Below are 21,076 nucleotides of genomic sequence, written 5' to 3' on the forward strand. Positions count from 1 at the left end.
CGCAGTTTCAATGAAAGGTGAGGAGATCATGAATATTGTCATCGGCAGCGATCACGCTGGTTTTCCGCTGAAGGCCGAAGTCGTTTCGGTTCTCGAGGAATTGGGTCATGTCGTCGAAGACATCGGGAGCTTCACGCCCGAGCCGGTCGACTTTCCGGATATCGCAAGTCTGCTTTGCCAGAAGGTGCGCAGCGGCTCCGCGGAGCGCGGCATCCTCGTCTGCGGCACGGGTGTCGGTGCGGCGATTGCCGCCAACAAGGTCAACGGGATTCGCGCTGCCGTATGCCACGACGTCCACTCGGCGCATCAGAGTGTCGAACATGACGATGTGAACGTGATGTGCATCGGCGCCAAGATCGTCGGTCCATGGCTCGCGCGTGATCTGGTGGTTGCTTATCTCGAGGCGGAGTTCGACCGGAACGAGGATTTCGTTCGCCGGGTCGAAAAGCTGACTGCCCTGGAACAGGCAAACTAATTGCCATCAGGTTCGCTGACAGGGAGAGAGGCGACATGACGAACGAAAAGCTGCCGGTCGTGGCATTTATCGGTCTGGGTGTGATGGGGCGCGAAATGGCGCTTCATCTGGCGCATGCCGGTTATCCTGTGCGCCTGTTCGACATTTCATCCACGGCCGTCGACGCTGTGGTTGCCAAGGGTGGAATACGCTGCGAAACCGTGGCGGCTGCGGTGCGGGGTGCCGAGATTGCCATCTCCATGCTTCCCAATACCCCGCAGGTAGAGGATGTGGTCAACCGTGACGGCGTTCTCGACAACATGGAGCGCGGCGGCGTTTTCATCGACATGAGCACGATCTCGCCGGAGGCCACCCGCACGATGGCCGCTGCCCTGGCGGAGCGCGGCATCACCATGCTCGATGCGCCCGTATCGGGCGGGCCTATCGGGGCGAAGAATGCGGCGCTGTCGATCATGGTGGGCGGTGATCGCTCCGCCTTCGAACGTGCAAAATCCGTGCTGGAGGTGATGGGGACGACAATTAGCCATGTCGGTGGCCCCGGAGCAGGGCAAACCGTCAAGCTTTGCAATCAGCTGGTCTGCGCCATCAACATCCAGGCGGTGTGCGAGGCCCTGGCGCTCGGCCGCGCCAGTGGCGTGGACCTGGCCCAGATGCGCGACGTCCTGCTGGGCGGTTCGGCATCCTCCTGGATGCTGGAAAAGCTCGGCCCGGCGATGATCGCCGGTGATGCGGCCGCAGGCTTTCGCATCGACCTGATGCTGAAGGATCTCCGGCTGGTGCTTGAAATGGCCGGGCAGAACGACGTTGCGCTTCCGGGCACGTCTCTGGTGACGTCGCAATATGTCGAGGCCCGCGCTCATGGCGAAGGATCGAACGGCAACCAGGCGCTGTTCCGTGTCTATGACCGCATGACCGGCCAGGACGCCTCGCGCGTTCCGGTGATGGAAAAGCAGCCATGACCTTCGATTTTGCGGTCGTTCTCCTTCGGTGGCAGATGCTGATCGATGGAATGGCGCTGACGGCTCAGCTCGCCGTCATCACGACCATCACCGGGTTTCTCATCGGCACGGCCTGTGCAATCGCTCGCCGCTCCGGCGGGCGCGTGCTTCAGTCCGCTGCGACGACCTATGTCGAAGGTATTCGCAATACGCCGTTTCTCGTCCAGATATTCGTGATCTATTTCGGCCTTTCGAGCCTTGGCTTCTCGTTCAGCGCACTCGTCGTGGCAATCATCGCGCTGACCGTCAATGTCGGCGCCTATACCGCCGAGATCATGCGAGCAGGCTTCGATTCCATCCACAAGGGACAATGGGAAGCGGGCGAGTGCCTGGGACTTTCTCCCGTCCAGCTCTACTGGCATGTCGGCCTGCGCCCTGCTATGGAGCGGGTCTATCCCGCATTGACCAGCCAGTTCATCCTGCTGATGCTTGCCTCATCGGTGACGTCGCAGATCTCCACTGAAGAACTGACGGCTGCGGCAAACTTCATCCAGTCCGAGACCTACCGGCCTTTCGAGACCTATATCGTGGTCGCGGTTCTCTATCTCTTCCTGTCGCTGATCATGAGGGCAATCTTCTGGGCGCTCGGCATGGCCATGTTCCCGCGCCGTCGCCGGCTCGGTACGCCATTGTGAGTGGGAGGGGATCATGACAACCGCATTCAATCTCAATCACCTGATGTTTCTTCTCAACGGCGTCGTGTGGACTGTCGTACTGACCGCCATGGCGTTCGTCGGCGGCGGTTTGCTGGGTTTCCTGATCGCGCTTGGCAGGATCACGCCATCTCGTGCGGTCCGCATTGTCACCGGGGCATATGTGCAGCTTATCCAGGGGACCCCGCTCCTGGTGATCATGTTCATCATCTATTTCGGCCTGCCGACACTCGGACTTTCCATCACCCCGCTCTTTGCTGCCGGTCTTTCGCTGACGATCTACGTCAGTGCCTATCTCGGCGAGATATGGCGCGGCTGCCTGGAATCGGTTCCGAAGGCGCAGTGGGAAGCCGCCGAATGCCTGGCGCTCTCCAGGCCACAGAGAATGTTCAAAGTCATCCTGCCGCAGGCGGTCCGGATTGCCACGCCGCCGACCGTCGGATTCAGCGTTCAGATCGTCAAGAATACGTCGCTTGCTTCCGTGGTCGGGTTCGTCGAGCTGACCCGCGCCGGACAGCTCATCAACAATTCCATCTTCGAGCCCTTCCTCATCTATCTCATCGTTGCCGCCCTGTACTTCTGCCTATGCTTTCCGCTGTCGGCATTCAGTCAGCGGCTGGAACGCAGAGGTCCGAGAATGCGGGTATCGGTCAAGCCAGCGATGCAAAGCTGAAGTTTGAGGGAGGCAGAACCATGCCAATGATTGCACTCAACGAGGTCAGGAAAAGCTTTGGCGCAGTCACCGTGCTGCAAGGCGTCACCTTCTCGGTCAACAAGGGAGAGGTCGCCGCGCTGATCGGCGCCAGCGGTTCGGGCAAGAGCACGGCGCTGCGCTGCATCGATCGCCTCGAAATCATCGACAGCGGCGAAATCACCGTTGCGGACCACAAGGTTCATGATCCGCAGCTCAACCTCAGAAAACTGCGGCTCGACGTCGGCATCGTGTTTCAGAGCTACAATCTGTTTCCGCATCTGACGATCGAGGAGAACATCATGCTTGCTCCCTGCTCGGTCAAGAAACTGCCGAAGGCGCAGGCGCACGAGCTTGCAACGGCCGCTCTGGAGCGGGTCGGCTTGTCCGAAAAGGCCGACAACTACCCGGAACAACTGTCCGGTGGACAGCAGCAACGGGCGGCCATTGCCAGGTCCCTGGCGATGGAACCGAAGGTCATGCTTTTCGATGAAGTGACCTCGGCGCTCGATCCCAAACTGACGGGCGAAGTGCTGCGGGTCATCGAAAAACTCGCCGAAAGCGGCATGACCATGATCATGGTCACCCATGAAATGAACTTCGCGCGCAAGGTCGCGGACCGCGTCATCTTCATGCATCGCGGGCTCGTCCACGAAGAGGGCGATGCCGGCATGCTGGCCGCTCCGCAAACACCTGAGCTGCGCGAGTTTCTCAGTCACGATCTGTGAATTCATCATCAACCCGGAGGAGAAGAGATGAAAATTCTTAAAACACTTGCACTGGTAGGCATTGTCGGCACGGCACTGGTGAGCCAGTCGGTCCCGGCATCGGCCGACGCCTACGCCGATATCATCGCGGCCAAGAAGATCCGCATTGCCACCGACCTGGCCATTCCCCCGTCCGGCATGCTGGATGCCAATCTCAAGCCTGTCGGTTCCGACGTGGAAACGGCCCAGCAGCTGGCAAAGGATTGGGGCCTCGAGCTCGAATTTGTCCAGACGACCGGAGCGACCCGCATCCCGAACCTGCAGACCAACAAGGCAGACATCGTGATCTCGACCCTGTCGGTCACGCCGGAACGCGCTCAGGTCATCGATTTTTCGAAGCCTTATGCCGGCCTTCAGTCGGTCATCGCCGCCCCCGCATCGTCACCCATCAAGAGCTGGGCCGACCTCAAGGGCCAGGCGGTAACCGTGACCCGCGGCACGACGCAGGATACGGAGCTGACAAAACTTGCCGGCGAACATGGTTTCACCGTCACGCGTTATGACGACGACGCCACCATGGTGACGGCGGCCGTCTCCGGCCAGGCAAAGATCATCTCGACCTCAGCTACCCTAGTGAAGCAGGTTCGCGACAAGAACCCCACCCTGGCTTTCGAACCGAAGATCACCATTCGCGTCCTCAACCTGGCAATCGGCGTCCGCAAGAACGAGCCGCAACTGCTGGCCAAGCTCAATGAATGGGTCGCTGCAAATCTGCAGAACGGCAAGCTCAACCAGTTTTACCAGAAGTATCACGGCACCCCTCTGCCGGCGGAAATCGTCAACGCCAAGTGATGTTTTCGCTTCCTGAGCGGCCGTAGGCGCGACCTCGTCCCAACCGGCTTCTCGTCTGCGATCCATGAATTGCGGAGAGCCTGAGCGCTTTTGCTGCGGCAGAGCGCCAGGTTTCGCCGACTGCGCTCGCCGCAGCGGCAAGGAAATTCTTCATCGCTGACATAAAACTCTGACATGTCGAGAGGAATCTGCTGCCAGCAGGCCCTGAGGCCGGGCAAGCGGAAGAGGGATTCTCCGATGACGACATTGCAGCAGATGGCGATAAGAACCGGATGCTCGCTGGCGACCGCGAGCCGGCCATGGCGTGCTGATCGACCAGTCGAACTACAGCTGGGGACGAGTTGCCCCCCATCCCTCACCCGCTGTCACCGTCGATGAGCGACATCGGCCAGAGCTTCCTGCGTACGACCTGAGGATAGAGGTCCCCATAGGCGGGCATGGTCGACAGCAGGCTTTCGGCAAGCGCGATGCCGAGGTCTCTGAGAGAGAGTTCGAAACCCGTTAGACTCGGTGAGAGAAACCGTGCCTGCGGGCTTTGGCGGCCGATGATGGCGATGTCACGGCCCGGCCGGAGGCCAACCTCTTCGAGGCCATGGTATAGCCCTGTCACCAGGGTCTCGTTGACGAGGATGATGGCAGTGGGCGGTTCACCACTGTCTTTGATTTGCCGGGCGACCGCATAACCTCCGGCTTCGTTCGGCGTGGCGCGGAAAATGCAATCTTCGGCAAGCGTCAGGCCGTGTCGTGCCAGAACTATCCGACAACGTTCGATAAAGACATAGCCGAGATTGAGATCACCATGGGGCCAGACGAAGCCTATGCGGCTGTGCCCGCCCCGCACCAGACGCTCGATCGACATCTCCGCCATGCCCTCGAAATCCAGATCGATCCATGGCTGACCGACATCGGTAAGGCTTCGCCCCAGCGTGATGAAGGGAATTGAATGGCGTGCGAGAAACTCCAAGCGCGCATCGTGGCGACGCGTTGCCGACAGGATGATGCCGTCGGCAAAACCGCGCGCAACCATCCGCTTGAGATAATCGTCAGGATCCTCCTCGGACGAACACAGAAGGGCGACGAGATCGAGCTTGTGGCGGGCCAGCACCGTCTGGACCCCATCAAACACGCTCATGAAGAAGATGTCGCCCTGGCCGGTGATTTCCCGGCCGGTCTGCATCATGAAGCCGATCACCCCGGTCGAACCCTTGCGCAGCGCCCGCCCGGACTGGTTGGCGACATAGCCGAGGTGCTCGGCGGCTTCGAGGACACGCCGGCGCGTTTCCTCGTTCACGTCCGGCTTGCCGTTTAGCGCGCGGGAGACCGTGCCGATCGAAATGTCCAGGTGTTCCGCCAGCCGCCGAATGCCTTTCATGAGCCCGTCCTATCAGACCGTAATCGTTTTCGGAAATCCTATTGACAGAAACTATGATCTGTAAATAGGATCGTAAACGTTTACGGAAACCGGTGAAGGAGCATCGGCACCGTCAGCGAGGAGGATATTGTGACATTGAAGGCCGTTCTATGCGGGTGCGGAGCCATGGCGCATGGCTGGATGCGGGCGTTGCAGACGACGCCGGGTCTTGCCGAGGCCATTAGCATCGTCGGGCTGGTTGATCTCGACCGCTCCATCGCCTGGTCGCTCGCCGAAACTTTCGGCCTGACGGATGTAGTCGTCGCTACGGATCTCGACCGGGTGCTGGAAGAGACCGGGGCCGAGCTTCTGTTCGACATCGTCGTGCCCTCGGCCCGTAAGGCTGTCGTCGCCTCCGGCCTCCGCCACGGTTGCCACGTCCTCAGCGAAAAGCCGATGGCCGCCTCGCTTAACGAGGCGAGGGAGCTCGTCGCGCTTGCCGAAGGGGCAGGGAGGATACACGCGGTGGTGCAAAACCGACGGTTCATTTCTGGTATCCGCCGCATGCGCCGCTTCGTCGAAGTCGGTGCGATCGGCGAATTGACCGGCGTGCATTGCGACTTCTTCATAGGGGCACATTTCGGCGGCTTCCGTGAGCAGATGGACAATGTGCTCCTGCTCGATATGGCGATCCACACGTTCGACGCGGCTCGTTTTGTTAGCGGCAAGCAGCCCTTGTCGGTCTACTGCCTTGAAACCAACCCGACCGGTTCCTGGTATGCCCATGGGGCCTCGGCCAATGCCGTCTTCCGCTTTTCCGACGATGTCGTCTTCACCTATCGCGGCTCCTGGTGCGCCGAGGGTCACCGTACGAGTTGGGAAAGCGCCTGGCGTTTGGTGGGCTCGAAGGGAATGTTGACCTGGGACGGCGAGGAGACCTTCGAGGCAACGATTGCCGGCGAAGTGGAGGGGCTGTTACGCGGCCATCAACCGATCGATGTGCCGCCGGCTCCCCGTGAAGAGGAGACACTGGGCCATGCGAGCGTGATCACTGACTTCCTCAACGCGATCCGCTCCGGTCGATCGCCCGAGACGGCTGGATCCGACAATATCAAGAGCCTGGCCATGGTGTTCGGCGCCATCGAGAGCGCGCGGACCGGCCAAACCGTTGCCATTCAGACAGAAGGACCGAACGCATGAGCAACCCAGCCAAATCCATCCGTGTCGGCACGATGATCCGCAGCACCAAGGGCGGTGCGGCTGAGCGCATCGCGCAGATCGCCGATATGGGCTTCGAAAGCTTTCAGCCTTTCTTCTGGCAGACGACGAACGGTCAGGATCTGGCGGAACTCGGCAAGCGCTGCCGCGATGCCATCGGCGACCGCGACATCACTATTGAGGCGCTCGGCATGTTCGGCAATCCGCTAGAAGAGACCGAGATCGATCTCCAGACGCTTCAGGGCTGGAAGGATTGCATCGACAATGCCCACCATTTCGGCGCAACCTGCGTCGCAGGTTTTACCGGAAGGCTGCGGGGACGGCCGATCCCGGAAAGCCTGCCGCGCTACCGGCAGATCTGGAGCGAGCTTGCGAAACGTGCGGCTGACAAGGGCGTCAAAATCGCCTTCGAGAACTGCGCCATGGATGGCAACTGGCAGACTGGCGACTGGAACCTCGCCCACAATCCGGATGCCTGGGAGCTGATCTTCAACGAGACGCCGGACGACCATATCGGCCTCGAGTGGGAGCCATGCCATCAGATGGTCTATCTGATCGAGCCCCTGCCGCAGATCCGCAAATGGGCATCGAAGATCTTTCACGTGCACGGCAAGGACGCGACGATCCGCTGGGAGGTCATCCGGGAGCACGGGATTTTCGGCAAGCATCCCTTCGTCTTCATGCGCACGCCCGGGTTCGGCGACACGAACTGGACCGATGTCATCTCGGAACTCAGGCTCGTGGGCTGGTCGGGCTCGATAGACATCGAGGGATGGCACGACCCCGTCTATCGCGACGAGCTGGAAATGACCGGCCAGGTGCACGCCTTGAACTATCTGAAGTCCTGCCGGGGCGGCGATTTCGTCATCGACCCCGTTTGACGCAAACCGCTCCCCGTGCCCGCCTGGAGGAGGTCGGCGCCGGGAGCATAACCTGAAGGAGGAGAGCATGGGTATTCGCAAATTGGCCTTCGTCGGCGCGCTCGCGGTTGCCAGCATGTCGGCATTTTATGCCTCGGCCCGCGCCGAGGATGTGAAAATCACCGTCTGGTCGCTTGACCGCGACATTCAGCCGGCTCCGAACCTCATCAAGGATTTCAACAATCTGAAGACCGGGATTACGGTCGAATATCGCCAGATCCAGTTTGACGACGTGGTGAGCGAGGCGATGCGCGCCTATTCGACCGGCCAGGCGCCCGACATCATCGCCGTCGACAATCCCGAGCATGCCCTGTTCTCGTCGCGCGGAGCATTTCTCGACCTGACAGACATGATCGCGCAATCAAGCACCGTGAAGCCGGCGAACTATTATCCCGGTCCCCTGAAATCGGTGATGTGGAAGGATCGTTACTTCGGCATTCCGAAGGCGACCAACACGATCGCGCTCTACTACAACAAGGATATGTTCAAGGCGAAGGGGCTCGATCCGGACAAACCGCCGAAGACCTGGGCAGAGCTCCTCGATACGGCCCGCAAGCTCACCGATCCCGCAAAGAACGTCTATGGCATCACTTTCTCGGCGAAGGCGAACGAGGAGGGGACCTTCCAGTTCCTGCCCTGGGCGCAGATGGGCGGCGGCGGTTATGACAAGATCAACACGCCCGGTGCCGTGAAAGCGCTCCAAACCTGGAAGACGATCATCGACGAGAAGCTCGCGTCCCGCGATACGCTCACCCGCAGCCAGTGGGATTCGACCGGAACCTTCAATTCCGGCAATGCGGCCATGGCGATTTCCGGCCCCTGGGAGCTGGATCGCATGGTGAAGGAGGCGAAGTTCGATTGGGGTGTCGCGCTGCTGCCGCTTCCGGAAGCCGATGCGAAACGCTCGTCCGCCATGGGCGACTTCAACTGGGCGATCTTCGCCAACTCCAAACACCCGAAGGAAGCCTTCAAGGTGCTGGAATATTTCGTCTCGCAGGACAATCGGATGTTCAAGGATTTCGGCCAGCTTCCGGCTCGCTCCGATCTTGCCATTCCGCCGACTGGCCAGCCGCTCAAGGACGCCGCTCTGAAGGTCTTTCAGGAGCAGTTGAAATTTGCGCAGCCCCGCGGACCGCATCCCGCATGGCCCAAGATTTCCAAGGCGATCCAGGATGCCATCCAGGCAGCCCTGTCCGGTCAGATGAGCGCTCAGGAGGCGCTCGACCAGGCCGACAAGAAGATCAAGGCCGTGCTTGGCTAAGAAGCCGCGGGCCTACGGCCCGGGCGACTTGCCTTCGCTCCCTCCCGTCTGCCCCTCGGGAAGAGGAGAAGAAGGCACCATTCCTCCCGGCCGGGGCCGCGATGGCTTGCCACGCGGCTCCGGACCGGAAGATCGGCGCAGATCCGGAGGTGTTATGAGAAGACTGCTTCTTTCCATCCGCGACGGGCGCGGTTTCGATATCGGCCTTGTTTCGGTGCCGCTCATCTTCCTGTTTGCGATGGCGGGCCTGCCGCTCATTTACAACATCGTGATGAGCTTTCAGGAAGTGGACATGTTCAGCCTCGGGACTTTCGCGCGGCCGTTCGTGGGTTTCAAGAATTACATCACCCTGTTCTCACAGCCCGAGACCTGGCCGATCCTGGGGAATACGGCGATCTTCGTGGTCGCATCGATCGCCGGGCAATTCACCATCGGTTTCGCGCTGGCGCTCTTTTTCTGGACCGGCTTTCCCGGTTCCTCCTGGCTGCGCGGGCTGTTCCTCGTGTCCTGGGTGATGCCCGGTCTGGTCGTCGGCGCCATCTGGAACTGGATCCTCTCCGGCGACTTCGGCGTGCTGAACTTTCTTCTAAAGGAGTCCGGGCTCGTTGCCGCGAATATATTCTGGCGCTCCGACCCGAATTTTTCTCTCTGGGCGGTGGTCATCGCCAATATCTGGCTCGGCATTTCCTTCAACATGATCCTGCTCTCGGTCGGCTTGTCGGCCATTCCCCAGGATCTCTACGAGGCCGCCGAACTCGACGGCGCCAATGTCGTCCAGCGGTTCTACACCATCACCTTGCCGATGATGCGTTCCTCTATCGGCGCGCTCGTTGCGCTTGGCCTGATCTTCACCCTGCAGCAGTTCGATCTCTTCGCGGCCATCACTGCCGGCGGCCCCAACAATTCGTCGAACGTTGCGCAATACTGGGCCTGGGATCTGTCCTTCCGCCAGTACGACTTCGCGCAAGGGGCGACGATCTCCGTCATCATGATCGTCTTCGTGATGTTTGCATCAGTTGTTTATGTGCGTTCGACCCGGCATGAGGTGCGCGGATGAGCATTGCCCTTCGCGACAAGCTCATGCTGATGGTGGCCGTCCTGCTCGCGGCGGTCTACCTCTTTCCGCTCTACTGGATGTACGTGACCGCGCTGAAGACGGGATCGGCGATGTTCGCCTCACCGCCTTCATTCTGGCCATCCGATCCGCAATGGAGCATCTACGGTTCGGTCTGGGAGAGCCGGAATGTCGGCCGTTATCTCTGGAACTCCTTCGTGATCGCCTGCGGCGCCGTCTCGCTGATCGTCATCCTCGGCACGGGCTGCGCCTATGTGCTGGCGCGCTACCGCAATGCCTGGGTGGATGTCGGCCTTTTTCTGATCCTCATGTTGCAGGTGCTGCCGGCATCGCTGATGATCACGCCGATCTTCGTCGGCTTTTCGCAGCTCGGCCTGCTGGATTACCCGCGCGTTGCGGTCATCCTGGCGATCGCGGCCAAGAGCATGCCCTTCTTCGTGGTCCTGGTCAGGGCGGCCTTCATGAGCGTGCCGATGGAACTGGAGGAGGCGGCGCTGGTCGACGGCAATTCCCGTTTCGGCGCCTTCTTCCACATCGTGCTGCCGCTGGCGCGCAATGGCATTCTCGTCAGCGCCATCCTGATCTTCATGCAGGCTTTCGGGGAGTTCGTCTATTCGAAGTCGATGATCCAGGCGATCGAATATCAGCCGGCAAGCGTCGGGCTGAATTCCTTCATGGGACCGAACACCAACGAATGGAACAACATCATGGCCTATGCCGCGATGTATGTGACGCCGATCCTCGCCATCTTCGTTCTCTTGCAACGCCGGATCGTTTCCGGCCTGACGTCCGGAGCCCTCAAATGACCCTGCATCAGATCGAACTTTCGGGCGTGAACAAATATTACGGCGCGTACCATGCGTTGCGGGACATCGACCTGAAGATTCGCAAGGGCTCCTTCGTGGCGCTCGTCGGTCCGTCCGGCTGTGGAAAATCCACATTGCTGCGTTCGCTGGCCGGGCTCGAATCCATCTCGGCTGGAGACCTGGTCATCGCGGGTACCCGGATGAACGGCGTTCCTCCCCGCAAGCGGGATCTTGCCATGGTCTTCCAGTCCTATGCGCTGTACCCGCACATGACGGTCGAAGAAAATCTCACCTACAGCCTGCGAATGCGAGGCGTCAGCAAGGAGGAGGCCAGGCGAAAGGCGGAGGAAGTGGCCACCACGACAGGCCTTTCGGCCCTTCTCGGGCGCTATCCGCGCGAGCTTTCGGGCGGTCAGCGCCAGCGCGTGGCGATGAGCCGGGCGATCATCCGCAATCCCAAGGCATTTCTGTTCGACGAGCCGCTGTCCAATCTCGACGCCGCTTTGCGTGTCCACATGCGCAAGGAGATCCGTGCCCTCCACGACCGGCTGGGCGCAACATCCGTCTATGTCACCCATGATCAGATCGAAGCGATGACCATGGCCGATCATGTAGTGGTCATGCGCCAAGGTATCATCGAGCAGCAAGGCGCACCGCTTGAACTCTACGACCGGCCGGCAAACCAGTTCGTGGCGGGGTTTATCGGGTCGCCGGCCATGAACTTCGTGCCCGCTCAGGTGGGAGCGGACGGACGATCTGTCGTCCTTGATCTCGGCACGCCTCACACGGTGGCGTTGACGAGATCCATTGAGGCCGGTCGGGTATTGACCGTGGGAATCCGGCCGGAGCACCTCCAGCTTGCCAGCGAGGCGGAGGCTGGGCTTCGCTTGCCGGTCGGAAGTGTCGAAAGCACCGGCGCGGCTACTTACGTCACGACCGCGACGCAACCGGAACTCGTCGCGGTACTCAACAGCCGCGTGTCGATCCGCCCTGGAGAGACGCTTCTCCTTCATCTCGATCCAACTCACTTGCACCTTTTCGACAGGGAAACGCAGATGCGCTTGGTGTGAAAGGCTCCAGTTGTCCTCACCGGGGAGGGCTGAGGCAAAGGCTACTGGACCTCATCCGTGCGGCTGCGGTCGCTTAGAAGGCAGTGAGCGACTGTTGAAATGGTCTTCAGCCGCTGTTCGGCATCGTCGTGCGAAAATGCTTCGTCCAACATGGTTGCGTATTTTTGGAACCGCTCCAGTTCCCGGTCAAAAACATGGGCATGCAATGCCTCGCCATAATGAAGATCGGCGAACTCCCTGGCGGCTACACTCAGCATGAAATAACCGGCCGCCCGATCCGGATCCGCAAATGCAGCATCCCGCGCCGCCGCGGCGGCAGCGTGATACGCACGCACGGCATTCCCCTTTTCGCGGATTATATCGGTGATCTTGGTGAACATGGGACCGGTTTCCTTTGCTGTCTGGCCGGCAGCCTTCGCCTGTTTGGGAACTTGGTTCGGGTTGCTCAGGAATTGATGGAGGATGGAGGTGGCGGTTTCGAAATCGTCGATCTCCATCGCCTCCTGCGGATTGTGCGACCCGTGGCGGTTGCGGATGAAGATCATGCCGGTCGGGATGCCGGCTTCGGAGAAGACCGCGGCATCATGCCCGCCGCCCGAAGGAACCAGCGCCGGCTCTACACCGACGGCTTCGGCTGCAAGCGCGAGCCGAGCGATGAGGCGCGCGTCGCAAAGCGCAGGGCTGGTGAAAAGCGCTGGGCCGAGATCAAAGCGGACGGAACGCTCGCGCTCGATGCGGGCGACGTGGCTGAGAACGAGGGCGTGCATGCTTTCCAGCATCTGACGGTCTTGGCTGCGGATGTCGAGGCTGAACTCGACACTGTCCGGGATCCGCGACAGGGCATGTTTCTGCTGGTCGGTCGAGACCATGCCGCTCGTCACCACGAGATCGCCGCCCTTGGCAACGAAATCATGCCAGGCGGCGTCGAGGACGTTCAGGAGTTCCGCCATCGCCAGCACCGGATCGTGCCGGTAGGCGAGGGGGACCGCGCCCGAGTGGCCTGCCTCGCCGAAGCAGGCTATCTTCTTGTAGCGGAAATTGCCGCGGATGCCGGAGACGATCGCTGCGGGAAGGTTGCGCTCGACAAGCACCGGGCCCTGCTCGATATGGACTTCGAGATAGGCCGTTATGGCATTGCGGTCCAGAAGCGGCCGGCCGGTGCGTATATCGGCCATATCGATGCCGGCGGCTTCCATATGCGCGTCGAGCGTTGCGCCATCCTTCTTGTGACGCGCAGCGCGCTCCGTCTCCGTCAACACCCCGAGCAGCGCCTTCGAGCCGATATAGCAGGGGCCGAACCAAGCACTTTCTTCGCCGCGCATGGCGATGACCTTTACGGGCTCTGGAAAGCGGATGCCTTCACGCCGCGCACGGACGAGGCTGAGGAGCCCGGCCAGCACACCGGCCAGGCCATCAAAATTGCCGCCTCGCGGCACGCTGTCCACATGCGAACCGACCAGGATATATCGGTCCGCGTGTTTATCTTCGGGCAGTGAAAAGACGACATTGCGGCCTGCATCCCAGGTCGCGACGAGCCCTTCGCTGCGGGCAAAATCGATCAGGAATTCGAGCGTTTCGGTTTCGACTTCAGAAAAGGCAGGTCGGCTGACGCCTTCGATATCGGCGGTGCGTGTTGCGATCTCCCTGAAAAGCCGGGCGGCGAGATCACCGAGATCGAGGGATGCGGATCTTTCGAGAATGATGGCCTTCCTCATGCATACTCCGCGATGGCGATGGCCTCATCGGCGACGTCGACCGTGCCGATCAGCGCGTTGACGGCGGCAAGGCCGCGCTCGGCAAGTTTCAAGTCGAGCTCGCGGACGAGGCGCGGCATGGTCGTGGGGCTGATAAAGGTGGCGGTGCCGACCTGCACGGCGCGGGCACCGGCGATCAGGTATTCCAGCACGTCGTCGATGGTGGCGATGCCGCCGCAGCCGATGACGGGAATGGAAACGGCGCGGGCGCATTGATACGTCATGCGCAGCGTAATCGGTTTCAGTGCCGGGCCTGAAAGCCCGCCCATGACATTGCCGAGTCTGACGCGGCCGGTGGTGCTGTCGATCGCCATGGCGAGCATGGTATTGGCGGTGACCAGCGCATCGGCGCCAGCGACTTCCGCCGCCTGTGCCACTTCGACCACCTCGCCGGTATTCGGCGAGAGTTTTGCCCAGAGCGGAAGATCGGTGGCGGAGCGCATGCGGCGGATGACGTCGGCGGTTGCGCCCGGCTTCATGGCGAAGGCCTTGCCGTCATCCTCGATATTGGGGCAGGAGATGTTGACCTCGATCGCCGCCACGCCCGGCACGCTCACCTCTTCGGCGAAACGGGCGAACTCATCGGCGGTGTTGGCCGATATGCTGACGACCAGCGGCGCGTCGTAATCAGAATAGAACGGCACGGTGTTCTGCAGGAACCACTGGGCTCCCTTGCTCGGAATGCCGATCGAGTTCAGCATCGCGCCATTGATCTCGCAGACGCGTGGGACGGGGTTGCCCGCCCGCTTGCCGCGCGTGATCGTCTTCGTCACGTGCGCGCCGAGGCAATTCAGATCGAAGACCTCCGCCAGTTCCTCGGAAAATGTGCCGGAGGCCGGCATGATCGGGTTCTTGAGTGTCAGCGTACCGATGCGGGTGGTGAGATCCGCCATTACAGCACCTCCTGAAGATCGAAGACCGGTCCTTCGCGGCAGACCCGAAGATTGACGGCACCGTCGTCGCGGCGGAAAGGCCGCACGCAGGCCTGGCACATGCCGATGCCGCAGGCCATGTTCTGTTCGAGGGCCACCTGTCCGCCGATGCCGTGGCGCGCGCCAATCTCCTGCAGCATGCGCAGAAGGCGGGCCGAACCGCAGGTGAAGAAAGCGTCGATACCGCGGTTGCGGATCAGGCCTTCGACCATCGGCGCCAGGCTTTCGCCATCCGAATTGCCTTGCTTGTCCGTCACGGTGATGACCTCGGCTCCAAACGAGCGGAAGAGATCTGCCGACATCAGGAGGTCGGGTGAGCGGGCGCTGCAGATCGCGATCAACGGCAGGCCGAGGCTGGCACATTCCTGTGCGAGCGGGGCGAGTGTCGCAAGACCAACGCCACGAGCGACAAGCAGCGGCCGGCGCCATTGCGGCCGGATCTCGAACCCCTGGCCGAGCGGGCCGACGATGTTGAGACTATCGCCGGTTTCAAGGCTGGCCAGCGCCCCGGTCCCTTCGCCCGCGACCTTGTAGAGGAAGGAGATCTCACCCTTGGCGCGGTCGTAGGAATAGATGCTCATCGGCCGGCGCAGATAGGGTTGAAAACGATCCGTCCGCGGGCAGAGCAAGTGGAAGAATTGCCCCGGCTCACAGTCCAGCACCGCACGCGGCGCCGAAACCACAAGCAGGCGATACTGGCCGTTCACCCATTCATGCGCTTTGACCGGGCATTCCAACTCGTGGATGGAAGGCCGCCCGGGAGGGGTGTTGGGAGCGGAATCTGGAATGACGCAAAGACTGGCTGGCATGAGGTTGTCCGGAATCAAGAAAAACAACGCCCTCGGCGGATAGACCGCCGGTCGGAGTGGAATGTCGGTGAGGATGGCGACTTTGGGCTTCAGCACAGCGCCCAGGCCGTTGCGCGCGGTCCTTCGCTTTTCGATCAGCGTCGGAGAGGGTGGCGGTCGGACGTCATAGGGTGCTCCCTGCGTTCGGGGTCCAAAAACAGAGCCTATTGTGGAACCGCAAAAGCTGTCAAGACGATTCTCAAAAATGAGAATTTTCGCATGAAAATTATCCTCATTGCGATTTTTCCAGTTTTTGTTTAAGGAGTCGAAGGTTTAGCAACAGGATGACGGGAGGAATCGCCTTGGACTTCATGAGTTCCACAGAGGATGTCGGGCGTCGCCTTCGCGCATTCCGCATGGGGGCGGGGTTTACCCCGGAGGAGCTCGCGGCCAAGGCCGGCGTTTCGCGCGCCGCCATCTATCGCTACGAGTCCGGCAAGCCGCCGAAGGTCGACACGCTTGGCAAGATCGCCGACCTGCTCGGTGTCTCGCTGCCGACCCTGCTCGGCGTCGGCGTCGAATACATCGCGTCCGCGGTCAGCTTCTTCGAGCGGATGCGCCAGCTCGAGGAGGACGTGGACCAGATCACCGTGATGTTCGGGCCGATCTCCTACCTGCTGACCACCGCCCGGTACGACGAGCTTCTGCCGACGGTCCTCGACGAAAGCATTCCGCGGGATGTCAGCGAGCGAAAGGTCGCGATCAGGGAGATCGGGGCTCTGATGGACATCCTCAAAGCACGCAAGGAAACGTTCCGCAGGCGCAGCCCGAGCATTGTCAGCCTGGTTTCGGCCGCTGAACTGGAGGAGTTCGGCCGCGTGGGGTTCGTCGGCGCCCACAATCATCCGGGCGTCAAGCTGTCGGAGCGGCAGGCTGCCGCGCGTGCCGAAATCGAGCATATCGTCCATATGCTGCGCGAGCAGCCGATCGGGGTGCAGATCGGCGTCGTGATCGATTCCATGCCTGGTGCGAGCTTCCAGATCTTCAAGCGGGCCGACAGGGCGCAGGTTGCCGTCAGCCCTTTCCGTCTCGGTTCGTTCGCCAATATCCGCGTAGGCGTCGCCACAATCACGGCGGCTGCGGAAGCGGTTCAACTCTATGGCGGCATTACCGACCAGCTTTGGCGGCGCAGTCTCAAGGGCGATCAGGCGGCCGATTTCATCGAAAAAACCATCCTCAAGAGACAGGCCGCCGCCTGACTTCTATCAGAGCGCGAAACTCGTCCTGGAAGCAATTTTGATACAAATCTCATCTTTGAGATTTTTGTTGCGCCCATGAAAGTTTTGTGAAAGCTTGGCCTCTTTCCGGGGTCGGGCAGGCGGTCGAAAGGGGGTTTATCCCTTCGCTGACCAATGGCTCCCCCAGTCAGGTAGGGAGTTTTTGGTGGCGCAATCGGAGCGGATGATCGACATCGCGGGTGTTCACAAGACATTCGTGGCTGACCATGGGACGGTGACGGCGCTGGAGCCGGTCAGCATCACCATCAGGCAAGGCGAGTTCATCTCGATCGTCGGGCCATCCGGCTGCGGCAAGTCCACACTGCTGCGGCTGATTTCCGGCCTCGACCAGGCGACCGGCGGCTCCATCACCCTCGATGTCTCCGGCCGCAAGCGTCCCGTCGGTTTCGTGTTCCAGGAACCGGTGCTGCTGCCGTGGAAGACCATTCTCGACAACGTCCGCTTTCCGCTCGACACGGCCGGCGTTGCTCGCGCCCAGGGCGACAGGACGGCGCTCGACCTGATCAAGATGGTCGGGCTTGCCGGTTTCGAGAAAGCGCTGCCGCGTCAGCTTTCCGGCGGCATGCGCCAGCGCGCGGCGATTGCCCGCGCGCTTTCCGACGATCCGCCAATCCTGTTGATGGACGAGCCGTTCTCGGCGGTTGACCTCATGACGCGCGACAATCTCAACGATGAGCTGCTGCGGATCTGGCAATCGACCGGCAAGACGATCCTGCTGGTCACCCATAGCGTCGACGAAGCCGCCTATCTGGCCGATCGTGTCATGGTGATGACGGCCCGTCCCGGCAAGCTGAAATGCGTCCACACCGTCGAGCTTGCCCGTCCTCGTGGCGAGGAGACCAAGCTCGATCCGACCTATCATGCGCTGGTCGCCCAGCTTCGCCGCGATCTTCGGACCCCGGGTGGGGAGGCGCATTGATGAACAGGCGTTTTTCCGCGGCGGTCGATTATACGCTGGCGCTCGCCGTGCTCCTGTTCGTCTGGTGGTTTGCCACGGGTCCGATGGCCCTGCCGACCTTTCTTCTGCCATCTCCGCTTCGAACCTGGAACGCGCTGGTCACCATCGCGCTGACCGGCGAACTCTGGGCGCATCTCGGCTTCACGCTGCAGAATATCGTGCTCGGCCTCGTCCTCGGCTGCGTCGCCGGCATCGCGCTGGCCTATGTGATGACACGTTTTCCGAAGCTCGCGGTCTGGCTCGACGGTCCGCTGGTAATCCTGCAGACGGCGCCGAAGATCGCGCTGGCACCTCTCTTCGTCGTCTGGTTCGGCTTCGGTGTGCTCTCCAAGATCATCCTGATCTTCTCGCTGGTGTTTTTCCCCGTATTCATCGGGGCAGTCGCCGGTTTCCGGACGCTCGATCCGAAGATGAAGGATCTTTCGAAGCTTCTCGGCCTTAGTGCCGTTCAACGTTTCCGCCAGATCGAATTGCCTGCCGCCATGCCGGAAATCTTCGTGGGCCTGAAGATCGGTGCCGTGCAGGCCTTGGTCGGTGCGGTTCTGGCGGAATGGATGGCCGGTAAGGTCGGCCTCGGTTACCTGATGACCTTCGCTGCCGCCACCTACAAGACGCCGCTCCTGTTTGCAGCCGTTCTCATGACCGTCGTGCTCGGCCTGCTCCTGCATGTCGCATTGACGATGATGGAGCGCAGGCTGCTCTCCTGGAAGGGAGCGAAGAATGGCTAGGACCAGCGCCGCCTTTCCCTGGAAGAACGGCCGCCCGCCGCATCTGCCCTGCGGGCCGGGGGATATTGCCGAAAATGTGCTGACGCCCGGCGATCCGGACCGTGTCCGGCTGCTCGCTGACATGCTGGAAGACATTACGGATTTCGGTCGCAAGCGTGAATTCGCCGTCATCACCGGCACGTATGAGGGCCAGCGGCTGACCATCTGTTCGACGGGCATTGGCGGCCCCTCCACCGAGATTGCCCTGGTCGAGCTCGCCATGCTCGGCGCCAAGCGGGTGGTGCGGATCGGCGGCATGTCGGCGCTCGTCGCGGAATACACGGTTGGCTCGTTCATCGCGGTCGACAAGGCCATCGGAGACACGGGCACCGCTTTGACCTATCGCGCCGCTGGCGGAGAGGCGAAGGCTTCGCCGCAGATAACCCGAGGCCTTGCCGCCGCCGCCGCCGAACTCGGCCTCACCTGCCGGCCGGGCATGGTCGCTTCGACCGACAGCTACTATTACGGCCAGGACCGCCGTTATCGTCCGATCGACGATGGGGCGGACGTCTCCGGCAATTTCATTGACCGCTTCCAGGCTCAGGGCGCCATCGGCGTCGAGATGGAAAGCGAGATCACTTTGACCGTCGGCGGGGCGATCGGCCTCGAAACCGGCTGCCTACTTGGTGTCCATGGAAATCGCGCCACCGACGATTGGCTCGATGACTATGAGGCAACCCAGCGAAACCTTCTGCGCATAGCAGGAAGGGCATTTTCCTCAACAAAATGGGAACTCGGGAGCCAATCATGATCCAGTTTCGCGTGACGACCGCAGCAAGTCTGCTGGCCTTGCTCACTTCACCCCTCTTCGCATCCGTTGCCGAAGCTGCCGACAAGGTCGTGCTGCAGATCGACGGCGCCGCCGCTCCCTTCTACGCACCGCTTTATGCCGGCGTCGAAAAGGGCATCTTTGAAAAGAACGGCATCGAGGTCGAATTCATCTATGCCGCGGCCGCTGACATCCTGACCAATATTGCGGCCGGCAATGTCGATTTCGGGTTTCCGAACGGCGACGCCGTGGTAGCCGCTGCCGCCAACGGCTTGCCGGTCAAGGTCGTCCACACGACCTATCAGCGTGGCATTGGTGCGCTCTTGGCCAAGGAAGCGAGCGGCATCAAGTCCTACAAGGATCTGAAGGGCAAGAAGGTTGCCGTCACCAGCCTCGCAAGCCCGAACTACCTTCAGCTCCAGGTCGGTCTGAAGCAGGCCGGCCTCAAGCTCGATGATGTCAGCGTCGAAGTCGTCGCCACCGGCGCGATCGTCCAGTCGCTGCAGGCTGGTCAGGTCGATGCGATCGTCTTCTCGGAACTCCGCAAGTACAATCTCGAAGCTGACGGCTCCAAGGTCACGATGATCTTGTCGAACGACTTCCTACCGTCCTTCGGCAATGTCGTCGTCACCAGCGCCGACAAGCTCGCCAAGAATCCGGACGTGGTGAAGCGCTTCACGACTGCTGTGACGCAGTCCTATGAATGGGTCATCGATGGCCATATCGGCGATGCGCTCGATATCTCGCTCGCCAAGTACACGCCCACCTGGCCGAAGGATCAGAAGGCCATTCTGACGACCGCCTTCGAAAAGACCTTCGTGCCGTCCGTCTGGCAGAGTGCGCTCACCAAGCAGAAGGGCCTCGGCGCTGCCGATATGGCGGGCTGGCAAAAGAACGCCGATATCCTCGCGGAATACAAGGTGATCGATAGCGCGCCGAAGGCGGCGGAGTTCGTCGTCGATCCGTCCACGATCGGTAAATAAGCATGATCCTGCGTGGCATAGCGGGTCTGATCGCGACCCTCGTCCTGTGGACCGCGATCGTCATCATTTTCAGGGTCCCGGCCTTTCTTCTGCCAGGACCGCTGGAAGTGTTCGACCGTCTCCTCTTCCTCTTCGAGAACGCCAAGCTGCTTCGGCATATCGGCGTCACTCTGGGGGAGATCGTGGCGGGCTTCGTTGCCGGAACGGCGATCGGCATCCTTGCCGGCGTCGTTTTCGCGCGGCTCCCGCGGGTCGAACGCTTTGCCACGCCGCTCATTCTGCTGCTGCAGACCGCCCCGAAGATCGCGATTGCACCCCTGCTGCTCTTGTGGCTGGGGATCGGGCCGACGCCCAAGGTCGTGCTGATCGCGATCGTCACCTTCTTCCCGGTCATGGCCGGCATGGTCAACGGCCTGCGCTACGGCGAGGGCAGTTTTCGTGATCTCGCCGCCGTGCTGAAACTCAGCCCATGGCAGAGCTTCTGGCAAATCGAACTGCCTTCGGCGCTGCCGGCGGTGCTTGCCGGCATGGCGGTCGCCACCACACTTGCGATGACCGCTGCCGTCATCGGCGAACTGATGGGCGCCAACGAGGGTATCGGGTATCTTCTTTCCTCCGGTCAGGAGAGCAGCGACACGGCCGTCGTCATTGGCATGGTTCTGTTGCTTTCGCTGATCGGCTGGGCTTTTTACGAAGTCGTCGAACTGATCCGCCGCCGTTCGCTCGGCCGTTTCCAGATCAACTGATCGG

The 21,076-nt window shown here is 61.3% G+C and carries 22 protein-coding genes; 18 read left to right on the forward strand and 4 right to left on the reverse strand.

The genetic code is table 11. The features are described from left to right. Positions 1-28 precede the first annotated feature (28 nt). From rpiB to PMI07_RS10860, 6 genes are read left to right on the forward strand one after another with little or no spacing between them, the layout of a single operon-like run. Positions 29-475 carry a ribose 5-phosphate isomerase B gene (gene rpiB, locus PMI07_RS10835; protein ID WP_007765699.1) on the forward strand — a complete coding sequence of 149 codons (447 nt, stop codon included), beginning with the start codon at positions 29-31 and terminating at the stop codon, positions 473-475. A 35-nt stretch (positions 476-510) separates the two neighbouring features. Then, positions 511-1,434 (forward strand): NAD(P)-dependent oxidoreductase, encoded by a 924-nt coding sequence (locus PMI07_RS10840; protein WP_007765700.1) that lies wholly within the window; start codon positions 511-513, stop codon positions 1,432-1,434. Continuing rightward, positions 1,431-2,108 carry an amino acid ABC transporter permease gene (locus PMI07_RS10845; protein WP_007765701.1) on the forward strand — a complete coding sequence of 226 codons (678 nt, stop codon included), beginning with the start codon at positions 1,431-1,433 and terminating at the stop codon, positions 2,106-2,108. The genes PMI07_RS10840 and PMI07_RS10845 overlap by 4 nt, the downstream gene beginning before the upstream one ends. 13 nt (positions 2,109-2,121) lie before the next feature. Continuing rightward, complete coding sequence (locus PMI07_RS10850; RefSeq protein WP_007765702.1) at positions 2,122-2,799, forward strand: amino acid ABC transporter permease; 678 nt, start codon at positions 2,122-2,124, stop codon at positions 2,797-2,799. Between the two features lie 20 nt (positions 2,800-2,819). Beyond that, positions 2,820-3,545 carry an amino acid ABC transporter ATP-binding protein gene (locus PMI07_RS10855; RefSeq protein ID WP_007765703.1) on the forward strand — a complete coding sequence of 242 codons (726 nt, stop codon included), beginning with the start codon at positions 2,820-2,822 and terminating at the stop codon, positions 3,543-3,545. 27 nt (positions 3,546-3,572) lie between these two features. Beyond that, positions 3,573-4,376: a transporter substrate-binding domain-containing protein gene (locus PMI07_RS10860; RefSeq protein WP_007765704.1), complete on the forward strand. Its 804-nt coding sequence runs from the start codon at positions 3,573-3,575 to the stop codon at positions 4,374-4,376. 355 nt (positions 4,377-4,731) lie between these two features. On the opposite strand, the gene PMI07_RS10865 is transcribed toward PMI07_RS10860, so the two are convergent. Beyond that, entirely contained in the window at positions 4,732-5,748 is a 1,017-nt protein-coding gene (locus PMI07_RS10865) for a LacI family DNA-binding transcriptional regulator (RefSeq protein WP_007765705.1), read from the reverse strand. A gap of 129 nt (positions 5,749-5,877) precedes the next feature. On the opposite strand from PMI07_RS10865, the gene PMI07_RS10870 reads away from it, so the two are divergent. From PMI07_RS10870 to ugpC, 6 genes are all read left to right on the forward strand, one after another. Then, complete coding sequence (locus PMI07_RS10870) at positions 5,878-6,927, forward strand: Gfo/Idh/MocA family oxidoreductase (RefSeq protein ID WP_007765706.1); 1,050 nt, start codon at positions 5,878-5,880, stop codon at positions 6,925-6,927. Then, positions 6,924-7,826 (forward strand): sugar phosphate isomerase/epimerase, encoded by a 903-nt coding sequence (locus PMI07_RS10875; protein ID WP_007765708.1) that lies wholly within the window; start codon positions 6,924-6,926, stop codon positions 7,824-7,826. The genes PMI07_RS10870 and PMI07_RS10875 overlap by 4 nt, the downstream gene beginning before the upstream one ends. A gap of 67 nt (positions 7,827-7,893) precedes the next feature. Further along, positions 7,894-9,126: a sugar ABC transporter substrate-binding protein gene (locus tag PMI07_RS10880; RefSeq protein ID WP_007765711.1), complete on the forward strand. Its 1,233-nt coding sequence runs from the start codon at positions 7,894-7,896 to the stop codon at positions 9,124-9,126. Between the two features lie 154 nt (positions 9,127-9,280). Further along, the gene (locus tag PMI07_RS10885; protein WP_007765713.1) at positions 9,281-10,183 is read left to right on the forward strand and encodes a sugar ABC transporter permease; all 903 of its coding nucleotides are present in this window, start codon (positions 9,281-9,283) and stop codon (positions 10,181-10,183) included. Further along, on the forward strand, positions 10,180-11,007 hold the full coding sequence (locus PMI07_RS10890) for a carbohydrate ABC transporter permease (protein ID WP_007765716.1): 828 nt from the start codon (positions 10,180-10,182) through the stop codon (positions 11,005-11,007). The genes PMI07_RS10885 and PMI07_RS10890 overlap by 4 nt, the downstream gene beginning before the upstream one ends. Further along, on the forward strand, positions 11,004-12,077 hold the full coding sequence (ugpC, locus tag PMI07_RS10895) for a sn-glycerol-3-phosphate ABC transporter ATP-binding protein UgpC (protein ID WP_007765718.1): 1,074 nt from the start codon (positions 11,004-11,006) through the stop codon (positions 12,075-12,077). Before PMI07_RS10890 ends, ugpC begins: the two co-directional genes overlap by 4 nt. Before the next feature lie 41 nt (positions 12,078-12,118). On the opposite strand, the gene PMI07_RS10900 is transcribed toward ugpC, so the two are convergent. Genes PMI07_RS10900 through PMI07_RS10910 form a run of 3 tightly spaced genes read right to left on the reverse strand, consistent with a single transcriptional unit; the run spans position 12,119 to position 15,572 of the window. Further along, entirely contained in the window at positions 12,119-13,792 is a 1,674-nt protein-coding gene (locus tag PMI07_RS10900) for a hydantoinase/carbamoylase family amidase (RefSeq protein ID WP_007765722.1), read from the reverse strand. Continuing rightward, positions 13,789-14,724: a dihydroorotate dehydrogenase gene (locus tag PMI07_RS10905; RefSeq protein ID WP_024163732.1), complete on the reverse strand. Its 936-nt coding sequence runs from the start codon at positions 14,722-14,724 to the stop codon at positions 13,789-13,791. Before PMI07_RS10905 ends, PMI07_RS10900 begins: the two co-directional genes overlap by 4 nt. Further along, a complete protein-coding gene (locus PMI07_RS10910) occupies positions 14,724-15,572 on the reverse strand; it encodes a dihydroorotate dehydrogenase electron transfer subunit (RefSeq protein WP_024163733.1) in 849 nt (282 codons plus the stop codon). Before PMI07_RS10910 ends, PMI07_RS10905 begins: the two co-directional genes overlap by 1 nt. 350 nt (positions 15,573-15,922) lie before the next feature. On the opposite strand from PMI07_RS10910, the gene PMI07_RS10915 reads away from it, so the two are divergent. The 6 genes from PMI07_RS10915 (at position 15,923) to PMI07_RS10940 (ending at position 21,072) form a co-directional block, all read left to right on the forward strand. Then, positions 15,923-16,810, forward strand: coding sequence for a helix-turn-helix transcriptional regulator (locus PMI07_RS10915; RefSeq protein WP_037086579.1), 888 nt, complete (start codon positions 15,923-15,925; stop codon positions 16,808-16,810). 184 nt (positions 16,811-16,994) lie between these two features. Then, positions 16,995-17,768, forward strand: coding sequence for an ABC transporter ATP-binding protein (locus PMI07_RS10920; RefSeq protein ID WP_007762300.1), 774 nt, complete (start codon positions 16,995-16,997; stop codon positions 17,766-17,768). Further along, positions 17,768-18,535 carry an ABC transporter permease gene (locus PMI07_RS10925; RefSeq protein WP_007762296.1) on the forward strand — a complete coding sequence of 256 codons (768 nt, stop codon included), beginning with the start codon at positions 17,768-17,770 and terminating at the stop codon, positions 18,533-18,535. The genes PMI07_RS10920 and PMI07_RS10925 overlap by 1 nt, the downstream gene beginning before the upstream one ends. After that, positions 18,528-19,325 carry a nucleoside phosphorylase gene (locus PMI07_RS10930; RefSeq protein ID WP_007762294.1) on the forward strand — a complete coding sequence of 266 codons (798 nt, stop codon included), beginning with the start codon at positions 18,528-18,530 and terminating at the stop codon, positions 19,323-19,325. The genes PMI07_RS10925 and PMI07_RS10930 overlap by 8 nt, the downstream gene beginning before the upstream one ends. Further along, entirely contained in the window at positions 19,322-20,326 is a 1,005-nt protein-coding gene (locus PMI07_RS10935) for an ABC transporter substrate-binding protein (RefSeq protein ID WP_024163734.1), read from the forward strand. Before PMI07_RS10930 ends, PMI07_RS10935 begins: the two co-directional genes overlap by 4 nt. Before the next feature lie 2 nt (positions 20,327-20,328). Continuing rightward, on the forward strand, positions 20,329-21,072 hold the full coding sequence (locus tag PMI07_RS10940) for an ABC transporter permease (protein WP_007758634.1): 744 nt from the start codon (positions 20,329-20,331) through the stop codon (positions 21,070-21,072). The last annotated feature ends 4 nt before the right edge of the window (positions 21,073-21,076 follow it).

The organism is Rhizobium sp. CF080, from assembly GCF_000282095.2.
In the GTDB taxonomy this organism is placed as follows: Bacteria; Pseudomonadota; Alphaproteobacteria; order Rhizobiales; family Rhizobiaceae; genus Neorhizobium.

What these genes read in the sequence shown, in the direction of transcription:
- PMI07_RS10850 (WP_007765702.1), top strand. Translation starts at nt 2,122, where the DNA reads ATGACAACCGCATTCAATCTCAATCACCTGATGTTTCTTCTCAACGGC.
- PMI07_RS10900 (WP_007765722.1), bottom strand. Translation starts at nt 13,792, where the DNA reads ATGAGGAAGGCCATCATTCTCGAAAGATCCGCATCCCTCGATCTCGGT.
- PMI07_RS10935 (WP_024163734.1), top strand. Translation starts at nt 19,322, where the DNA reads ATGATCCAGTTTCGCGTGACGACCGCAGCAAGTCTGCTGGCCTTGCTC.
- PMI07_RS10925 (WP_007762296.1), top strand. Translation starts at nt 17,768, where the DNA reads ATGAACAGGCGTTTTTCCGCGGCGGTCGATTATACGCTGGCGCTCGCC.
- PMI07_RS10845 (WP_007765701.1), top strand. Translation starts at nt 1,431, where the DNA reads ATGACCTTCGATTTTGCGGTCGTTCTCCTTCGGTGGCAGATGCTGATC.
- PMI07_RS10885 (WP_007765713.1), top strand. Translation starts at nt 9,281, where the DNA reads ATGAGAAGACTGCTTCTTTCCATCCGCGACGGGCGCGGTTTCGATATC.
- PMI07_RS10875 (WP_007765708.1), top strand. Translation starts at nt 6,924, where the DNA reads ATGAGCAACCCAGCCAAATCCATCCGTGTCGGCACGATGATCCGCAGC.
- rpiB (WP_007765699.1), top strand. Translation starts at nt 29, where the DNA reads ATGAATATTGTCATCGGCAGCGATCACGCTGGTTTTCCGCTGAAGGCC.
- ugpC (WP_007765718.1), top strand. Translation starts at nt 11,004, where the DNA reads ATGACCCTGCATCAGATCGAACTTTCGGGCGTGAACAAATATTACGGC.
- PMI07_RS10880 (WP_007765711.1), top strand. Translation starts at nt 7,894, where the DNA reads ATGGGTATTCGCAAATTGGCCTTCGTCGGCGCGCTCGCGGTTGCCAGC.
- PMI07_RS10890 (WP_007765716.1), top strand. Translation starts at nt 10,180, where the DNA reads ATGAGCATTGCCCTTCGCGACAAGCTCATGCTGATGGTGGCCGTCCTG.
- PMI07_RS10865 (WP_007765705.1), bottom strand. Translation starts at nt 5,748, where the DNA reads ATGAAAGGCATTCGGCGGCTGGCGGAACACCTGGACATTTCGATCGGC.
- PMI07_RS10860 (WP_007765704.1), top strand. Translation starts at nt 3,573, where the DNA reads ATGAAAATTCTTAAAACACTTGCACTGGTAGGCATTGTCGGCACGGCA.
- PMI07_RS10940 (WP_007758634.1), top strand. Translation starts at nt 20,329, where the DNA reads ATGATCCTGCGTGGCATAGCGGGTCTGATCGCGACCCTCGTCCTGTGG.
- PMI07_RS10905 (WP_024163732.1), bottom strand. Translation starts at nt 14,724, where the DNA reads ATGGCGGATCTCACCACCCGCATCGGTACGCTGACACTCAAGAACCCG.
- PMI07_RS10910 (WP_024163733.1), bottom strand. Translation starts at nt 15,572, where the DNA reads ATGCCAGCCAGTCTTTGCGTCATTCCAGATTCCGCTCCCAACACCCCT.
- PMI07_RS10840 (WP_007765700.1), top strand. Translation starts at nt 511, where the DNA reads ATGACGAACGAAAAGCTGCCGGTCGTGGCATTTATCGGTCTGGGTGTG.
- PMI07_RS10915 (WP_037086579.1), top strand. Translation starts at nt 15,923, where the DNA reads ATGAGTTCCACAGAGGATGTCGGGCGTCGCCTTCGCGCATTCCGCATG.
- PMI07_RS10855 (WP_007765703.1), top strand. Translation starts at nt 2,820, where the DNA reads ATGCCAATGATTGCACTCAACGAGGTCAGGAAAAGCTTTGGCGCAGTC.
- PMI07_RS10930 (WP_007762294.1), top strand. Translation starts at nt 18,528, where the DNA reads ATGGCTAGGACCAGCGCCGCCTTTCCCTGGAAGAACGGCCGCCCGCCG.